This window comes from Rhizorhabdus sp. P4_G6 (assembly GCF_056401045.1).
Genome location: NZ_JBFUKC010000042.1, coordinates 1 through 8,438 on the forward strand (window position 1 = coordinate 1; position 8,438 = coordinate 8,438).

At 60.8% G+C, this 8,438-nt stretch carries 8 protein-coding genes; all 8 read right to left on the reverse strand.

Annotated elements, in window-relative coordinates:
• On the reverse strand, window positions 1–748 hold a 748-nt coding region (locus tag AC1DPF_RS18650), incomplete at its 3' end, for a purine-cytosine permease family protein (protein WP_477962882.1).
• A 125-nt stretch (window positions 749–873) separates the two neighbouring features.
• A complete protein-coding gene (locus AC1DPF_RS18655; RefSeq protein ID WP_477962884.1) occupies window positions 874–2,055 on the reverse strand; it encodes a cytochrome P450 in 1,182 nt (393 codons plus the stop codon).
• Between the two features lie 143 nt (window positions 2,056–2,198).
• Window positions 2,199–2,579 (reverse strand): DoxX family protein, encoded by a 381-nt coding sequence (locus AC1DPF_RS18660; protein WP_477962886.1) that lies wholly within the window; start codon window positions 2,577–2,579, stop codon window positions 2,199–2,201.
• Window positions 2,580–2,724: 145 nt separating this feature from the next.
• Complete coding sequence (locus AC1DPF_RS18665; protein WP_477873396.1) at window positions 2,725–3,117, reverse strand: RidA family protein; 393 nt, start codon at window positions 3,115–3,117, stop codon at window positions 2,725–2,727.
• A gap of 48 nt (window positions 3,118–3,165) precedes the next feature.
• Window positions 3,166–4,356 (reverse strand): cytochrome P450, encoded by a 1,191-nt coding sequence (locus AC1DPF_RS18670; protein WP_477873401.1) that lies wholly within the window; start codon window positions 4,354–4,356, stop codon window positions 3,166–3,168.
• Window positions 4,357–4,399: 43 nt separating this feature from the next.
• Window positions 4,400–5,248: an N-acyl homoserine lactonase family protein gene (locus tag AC1DPF_RS18675; protein ID WP_477873394.1), complete on the reverse strand. Its 849-nt coding sequence runs from the start codon at window positions 5,246–5,248 to the stop codon at window positions 4,400–4,402.
• Window positions 5,249–5,445: 197 nt separating this feature from the next.
• Window positions 5,446–6,687 (reverse strand): MFS transporter, encoded by a 1,242-nt coding sequence (locus AC1DPF_RS18680; RefSeq protein ID WP_477962888.1) that lies wholly within the window; start codon window positions 6,685–6,687, stop codon window positions 5,446–5,448.
• A 119-nt stretch (window positions 6,688–6,806) separates the two neighbouring features.
• Window positions 6,807–8,438 (reverse strand): TonB-dependent receptor (locus AC1DPF_RS18685; RefSeq protein ID WP_477962890.1); only part of this gene is annotated, 1,632 nt, incomplete at its 5' end.

Genomic DNA, 8,438 nt, shown 5'->3' on the forward strand with positions numbered 1-8,438 from the left:
CGTCTCTCGAGCGGCGGGCGTATCTGCCGATATCCGCGCCGAACATCGCCATCCCCCCCGCCGAGCCAATGAGCACGTTTATCGCGAAGATGAACCGGCCTGCGGGGCTGTCGGCGCCCATGGCCTTCAGAGCATCGTGGGGGAATTGGGGGCCGAACGTAACGAGACTAGCGACCGAACGGTCGCCGTTAGAAACCACGAGGTAGGTGATATACACCAGCACCAGCGAGGACAGGATGAGCGTTATCGACGACGTCCGGGCGATCAGCTTGAACCCGTAGGAGGTAAGAACAATCCAGAGGGTCGTCATCAATCCATAGATAAGGATCTTGTTGGTCAGCGTGTCGTGAAGCTCAAAGTAAAATAAAAATCCGCGATATAAGAGGACATTCTCGAGGGCTAGAAAGCCTATTATCATGAACGAATATATTATCGAAGATATTACCGACCCTTTTTTGCCGAATCCGAAGTATCGGGACATGACAGTGCTGGACAATCCGGTGCGGTAGGCGACATGAGAGCTGGCCCAGCTTAGAGGCCAGCAAATCACGGCCACGATCAGGCCGGCGATTACCGCGACCTGGAACCCCGCGACAAATGTCACCAGCGCGCCAAAGAACAGCTGGACCAGTGAGACCACCACGCCAGCCGTGCTCCAGGTCAATGCCAGCCATCCCTGGCGCTGATCGTCGGGCACCCGTTCCAGGGCGTGGTCTTCAATGGTTTCCGAGAGACGGTTGTCATTCATGGCCGCATTCCTCTGGGTAGGTGCTCTCTCACATCGCGTATTTCTTCGCAGGCGCAGGGACGCAAATCACCGCTATCGTTTCACCGCCGGTCGGCCAAGTCGCGCGATGCGGCCGACGGGACCTGTCACTTCGCCGCATGCGCGGTCAGCTTGAGCGACTTGTAGCCGCGCAGGACATTGTTCGARATGCGTTCAGCCTCGTGCAGYTCGAACCGTTCCACCCGAGGTATGAGTGCGGAAAGCAACGCAGAGATTTCCATCCGGGCGAGATTGGCGCCCATGCACATGTGGATGCCGTGGCCGAAGCCCAGCTGYTCGTTCGCGCGCCGCGTGATATCGAACCGCTCGGGGTCTTCCCAACGCCGTTCGTCGCGATTGCCCGATGCATACATCACSAGGACCCGAGCGCCCTTGTGGAGGCGCTGGTCTTCCACCGAAAAATCATCGGTCAACACGCGGGAAAAGCCCTGTATCGGACTCTCGAGCCGGATCGCTTCATTGACCGCGTTGGGGATCTGCGTCGGGCTCGCGCGCAGCTTGTCCCATTGATCGGGGTTCTGAGCGAACAGGGCGATCGCACTGCCCGTGGCAAGGATGGTGGTGTCCAGGCTCGGACCCAGATAGTCGCCCATCACCGGCCCGACCTGCTCGAAGCGCAGCTCACCAGCCTCGACCGCTTCATAGAGTTTGGCGACCCAGCTGCCCGGCTTCACGCGATCGGCGGTGCAACCGCGGGCATAGGTCACCATTTCGTCCACTATCGGGAGCGCGGTTTCCGTCAGCTCAAGGCCCCGTGGCCCCAAGGAGTTGAACACCGCTCCAGCCCATGTGAGCATCCGCTCACGCCCTTCCTCGGGCAGGCCGACCAGTTCGGAGACCACCGTGACCGGRAGATGCGGCGCKAGTTCGGTCGCGGCATCGAAATCGCCTTTGGCCACCAGGCGCTCGACCAGTTTTTCGGCGAGATCGTAAAGTCCCTGACGCAGCTCGGTCAGTCGGGCKGGCGTAAGCGGCCGGCTGACGATCGAGCGCAAGGTGCTGTGSKAAGGYGCRTCSGTRWRGAGCGTGCTGCCCGCTATCGCCTTGTTCATCAGGTCGTTCATSGCRACGCCGTCCCCGGAGGCGAACAAGGTATTGTTCTTCARCGCMGCCTGCACGTCCGCAAACCGCGCCATGAGATAGAGRTCGTATTTGGGAAGGCGCACGATCGGGGCCGTATCGCGAAAAATGCGATAATTCTCGTACGGATCGGCAAGCGCCTCCGCCGAGTATATATCGATGTCCACGTCAGGAATATTGAATGCCATGTCGGTACTCCTGGAATTGCTTAAGGTAGACAACGACCTGYCCGTCTCGGCGACGGACGTTCTCGGAWACGGGACTGCACCACTTCTCCGACCCCATCAGTCGCTTCAMCATCKGAGCGGCGCGCTCTATRYGCCTCTACACATTATGCCGGGCTGTGAAGYGCGACGATAATGCAGCAYAAGCCCCAGAASATGTGAAACTCGCAGCCTCCGAGGTTCCAGACCCAGCGCCCCTTGGAGACTTTGAACGCCGCCAGTCCCGCACAGATCATGAAGATGCCACCCAGCCACGCCGCGTAGAATACGTAGATCCCAAGTACCAAACCGAAAAGCACGAGCGTCTGAACGACCAACGCAGTCCGCACGAAAAGCCATGCTGGCTTGAGCCCGGTGGCCTCGAAAAAGCCGAAAACGGCATCCTTGGCGGTGAACTGCGCGAGAATGTGCGGAATGAAGAGGAGTCCGCAGAGAATGCGAAGCTGGACAATGGCGTCAGTCAAATCCGGAAATACGATAGCATTCATGATACCCCCCGAGGCATGTGCAAGAACCGAATTCAAGTCATCGGACACGAGAGCAGCGAACCCTGCGCAACTCAGAGACCTGGCCTGAAGCCGACGGCTGCACTGCCCTGGCCACCGCAAAGGCGGCGAGGGCAGTGCTGAGCGATCAGTCGACCTTAGCGGCGATGGCTTCCATCTCGACTACCCAGTTCGGGTTGGCGAGAGCGGACACCACAACCCAGGTCGAAGTCGGCAGGTAACCTTCGGGCAGGTACTTTTTGCGGTGCGGCGCCAGGAAGCGGATTGCGCTGGCGTCGGTCGAATAGACGTTGAGGTGGACGAGGTTCTCCGGCCCCATGTTCGCTTCGGCAAGAATGGCCAGCACGTTCTTCCAGATTTCCTCGTGCTGGGCCTCGAAACCCTCAGCCAGCGTTCCGTCGGGCTTGATGCCGGCCTGCCCAGCGATTGACAGGATTCGGGCGCCGGCCGGGATTTCGACCGAGTGGCTGTACGCTCCCACCGGATTGGCGATCGACTGGGGATTCCTTACTACAAACATGTCATTCGATCCTTTGCAAAGATGAGGATTAGGGATTGAAGATGGGCGCTAGGCGCCTGCCAATGGGACCAGACGAAGCGCGAGCTTCTGGAAACCCCGCAGGATGGCGTTGTCGGCCCGCTTGGCCTCGACGAGCTCGATCGCGCCCACCCTGCCGACAAGAGCCGTGAGCATTGCGGTGAGTTCCATCAGCGCCAGGTTCATGCCCACGCAGCGGTGAGCCGAGTGCCCGAAGCCGACATGGTCGGTGCTGTCGCGCTCGATCTGGAATTGGTCTGGATTCTCGAAGCGACGGGGATCGCGATTGGCCGACGCATAGATGACGAACACGCGCGAACCAGCCTTGATCGGAGCACCGTCGATTTCCGTGTCCTCCGTCGCCACGCGCGAGAAGAACTGCACCGGGCTCTCCAGGCGAATGGCCTCGTGAATGGCGCGCGGAATGAGACTGGGCCGGGATCGCAGCAGTTCCCACTGGTCCGGATTGTTGGCCATCAGCCACAACAGGTTCGACATCGCGAAGATCGTCGTATCAAGCGACGGCATCAGATAGCCCTGCAGCATGCTGAGAAACTGCTCGTAATCGATCTCGCCACCCACCGATGCCTCGTGCAGCTGGGCGGACCAGCTGCCGGGCCGCAGCCGTTCAGGCAATCCCGGGTCGGCGATATAGCCCATCATCTCGCCGATAGTGGCCAGCGCGGGGGCCGTGCCGGGCATGATATCGGGGGCCATGCCATTGAAACTGGCGGCGGCCCAGGGAAGCATGCGGTCGGTGGCATCGTCGGGCATCCCAACCAACTCGGTGACCACCGAGAGCGGCAGATGGCACGCGATCTGCGACACCGCCTCGACCTCGCCACCGTTGTCCAGGATTCGCGTAATTTGCCGCACGCTGAGCTGGGAGAGCATGTCGCGCATCGGGGCGAGCCTCGCCGGGGTCAGCGGGCGACCGAGAATCCCGCGCAGGCGGGTATGCTCCGGCGGGTCGGTGCCGACGATCGACCCCGCCATCGCTGCATTCATCGCGGCATTTTGCACAACGCCTTGCGCCGAGGAGAAGACGCGCTGATCGCCAAGGACCCGGCGCACGTCGGCGAAGCGGCTGACCGCGTAGAGGTCAAGCGTCCGCAGGTGCACGACAGGGCCCATCTCCCGCAGTTCTTCGTAGAACGCGTAGGGCTCTAGCCGCCGTTCAAGGTCGAACGGATTAACATCGGAAACCGGGAGGGAAGTCATCAAAGTCCCTTTCCTTGGATCAGGTCGGTATGCAGGGCGCAGATCATGTGTGAATGATCTTCTGGACGGACACGTCCGGCTTCCTCGTGGTGTCACCCTCTCGCAGGTTGACCTCCGCGATCTGATTTCCACTCGGCGCCAACCATGAATTGTGGCGATCCCACACCTTGGGATCATGTCCGGGAATGACCCGGTCGATCTTCTGCTTCAACGTCTCGCGAATCTGGCGGAAGACGCTCAGCTGGTTCATCACGTTGCCCTGATGGTAGCCCGAAGGCCACATGCTCTCGATGTTCGAATACCAGTAGACCACGTCGCCAACGACGGCGAAGGGGCCGTTGCGGGTCTGCACTTCGAACCATTGGCTGCCGAAGGTGTGGCTGTCCTTGGCCAGCCGCGCCGTGATACCCGGCAGAACCTCCTCGTCACCGCGAATAAAACGCACGCGACCCTCGGCCAAACCCTGTGCGGCGCGGATCAGATCCGCGGGATCGAAGGACGAAAAGATAAAAGCCTTTTCCTCTTCGGTTTCATACTGGTGCGCGGAGCACACGATGTCCGACCAACCGAGATACTCGTCGATCTGGATATAGAGCTTGGCATTAGGAAAGGCTTCGAAATTGCCGATATGGTCGAAGTGCATATGGGTGACCAGGATCACCTCGACATCTTCGGGGGCGAAGCCGACGCGGGCCAGAACATCGCGCGGTTCCTCCCAGCTGGCGAACCCGTATTTCGCGGCCCAATGGTCATTGCGGAAGCCGCAATCGACCAGAGCGACGTGCTGCTTGCCGCCGACCTCCCCGCCGACCAGCAGCGTGTAGATCATCGGCACACGGATCGTGCCCATGTTGCTGAACTTGATGGCTCCTCCGAAGAAGTCCTGAGGCATCTCGGATTGGCAATACGCCAGGGGCCAGATCGAGTAATCGGTATCAAGCCGCGGTCCTAGACCGACAAGGGGGGGTGCCATAAAACTCTCCTAAATCTCCAGCAACTTAGTAGCAGAATCGAAGCAGATTTGCATTCGCTCAACCCTTGTTGTCTTGCCCACCGACACGTCGGAATATTCTCTCAAAAATCTGTCGGTCATACCGCCGCTACCCCACCTACCTGCGGCCGCTTGCGGGGCGCTGTTTCCTCCAGACCAGTCATCACGACGGCGCCCAGCATCAGCCCGCCCAGCGCCAGATAGAGCATGTACTGGATGCCGAAGGCTGCGATGATGTAGCCGGCTACAAGCAGGGCCAGCCCACCTCCGAAGATCTCGCCTACGCCGATGATCACCCCGGATGCCGTCGAGACCATGCCAGGCGGGGCCGACTCCGATGCCACAGGCCCGGTAAGCAGGGAGAGCACCCCGAAGCTGCAGGCGGTTGCGCCGAACAGCGCGGCGAACAGGAACGTGGGCTGCGCGCCCAGCACGATGAAGAAATAGGTGAACGCAGCCCCGCCGACGAAGCCGAGGATGGCCATCACCCGGCGTCCGAAGAAATCCGACAGTGCCGGGAGCATCCAAAGGCCGACAAATCCACCAAACCCGATCGCCGAGGTCACGAGCCCCACCTGCATCGGGGGCAGCTTGAGATATTCTGCCAGATAGATCGGCGTGTTCGCGCTGATCACGAAAATGCCGCACATCGCGCAGAGCAATCCGACCATCCCCAGGCGGATGTTTCGCACCTTGAGCGCCTTGCGCGTGGATCTCGGTGGTGCGCCTGTGTGGATGGCCTGCTGCACCTGGTCCGGCTCCCGGATGACCCTCCACAACAGAACCGTGAGCACGAGGCCGGGTAGGCCAACAATAGCAAAGACCCCGCGCCACGACGTGAATTCAAGCAGCCAGGTCGCGAGAATGGGGCCGAATCCCAGTCCGAACAACGCGAACATGCTCTGTTGCAGGCCCTGATTGAACCCGATGCGGGATGGCTTCGACGCTTCCGCGGTCGCAGCGAAGCTGACGGGACAGAACGCGCCTTCGGAGACGCCCATTATGCCTCGGATCAAGAGCAAGCTGGTGAACCCGCCGRCCAGGCCTGACAGTCCCGAAGCGAGCGAGAAGATCAGTAGCGCCGGCAGCATGACCTTGCGGCGGCCGACCCGATCCGAGAGATGCCCCATCGCGGCCGCAGCCACCCCCCAGGTGATCCCGAGGATGGCAACAAGGACATTGATCCGCGCGGGGCTCATCCCCAAGTCGTGCATGATCTCYGGAGCCAAGGGTGCAATGATCCAGCGGTCCAGCCCCACGAGCCCGAACCCKAGACTCAGCAGCAGTACCGCCTTCCACTCATAGGCGGGATCGGAATCGTTAGTCAGGGAGCTCGCCATCCCAACATCCTTGCTCGTTCCGGATCCTATCAAGTCCCGGCCGGTCTGGAGGACCGGCCGGGATGCTCGCCGACATTGCTTGCGCGGCCTGGTCGCGAGCGCTCATGTGCTTGACGCGATCAGAAGTTGTAGCGCGCGCCGAGCTGGAAGAAGCGGGGCGGCTTGTAGGACACCTCGTTGCATCCGCAGAAGGTCGCCAGGTCGAAGCCCTGGATCCCCTGGTGCACGTCGGTCAGGTTCTTGATGCGGAAGTTCAACTCCCAGGTCTCGTTGGACCAGCCCAGACCGGCATTGACCATCACCGTCCTGCCATACTTGTCCGCGTCGAAATTGCGGAGGTTGTAATAGAAGGGGTCGGTATAGCTGGCGTCGCCCTGCACCGCGAGCTTGCCGCCAAAGGCCTCCCATTCGTACCGGACGATGGCGCTGGCCTGCAGCGGCGGCGCATAGTTGGGCTTGACGTCTCGCCGGATCGGGCCTCCGGCACGAAGCGGCACATCCTTCACTTTCGCATCGAAGTAGGACACGGAAAGACCGACATCGAGCCCCCTGACAGGCGAGGTGAAGAGGCTGGCTTCGGCACCCTTCGTTATCGCGTCGGCATTGATGACGAYRCCGCYAACGCCRGMGAAGAGGAATGCCTGGTAGTTCTTGTAATCATAGTAGAATGCAGATGCGTTGAACCTCGTTTTCCCGTCCGGGAAAGTATATTTSACRCCGCCCTCGTAGTTGGTGAGGGTTTCTGCCTTGTAGGGAAGCGAGCTCGTAGGTACCGCAAGACCGCCCGGAACCGGGGCGTTGTAGCTGCCCGCCTTCACGCCGCGATTGATGCCTGCATAGATGAGCAGRTCCGGRTTGACCTGGWAGTCGAGCTGSACCTTGCCGGCCCAKAGCGTCTTTYTGGAYTTGTCSGCATAACCCGCTGGTCCGCTCGCACCGAACAGCGGKCCAATGACAACGGGTGTGCCTTCCGCCGCCTCACGGGAGTCCACAGTCCCCCAKATTCCCTGGAWGAAGTYGWRGTTCTTCTGCTCCCGGATCACGCGCGCGCCGGTGATCAACGTAAGCCGCGGGGCGATGTGCCAGTCCAACTGGCCAAAGGCCGAGTAGGAATTGGTTTTAAGCGTCGCATCAGCCCCCAGATCGAACGGCGCCCCCGGGACCACGCTGCCAATGGGGAACTTCAATCCAGCGAGGGAATGGGTTTTGATGTGAAGATAGTAAAGCCCGGTTGTCCAGTCGACAAGATCGCTCTTTCCTGTCAGCCGGACTTCCTGGCTGAAGGTGGAAGCGCGAACGCCCAGATAACCGCCAGCCTGGTTCCCCGGGCCGGAATCGACATCCAGGAAGCCGATCTTGTAGAAATGCTTGTAGTCGGTCACCGACGCCAGCTTGACGCCGTCGCTCAAATCGAACTCGCCGTTGAGGTTGACGCCATAGGTGCGCACCCGCCCGTGATTGCGGAATGCAAAGTCGCTCGACGTGCGAGGATCGCTTCCATCGGGATCTTTATAGCCAAAGAAGTCGCCGCCGGGGACGGGACGGCCAAAGCTGTCGCCGAACACGCCGTCGTTATTGAGGTCGGAGCCGAAATCCTGGCCATTAGCGTCGATGGAAGCGCGCGTCTCGGTGGGGGAAGCGTTGACCACATTGACCAGCTCGCCGGCCGCATTGAATATGCCGATCGTCGGCTTCTGCTGATACRGCGCCGACGCCATCCGGGTTCTCGCCGCGTTGATGGACAAGAGAAT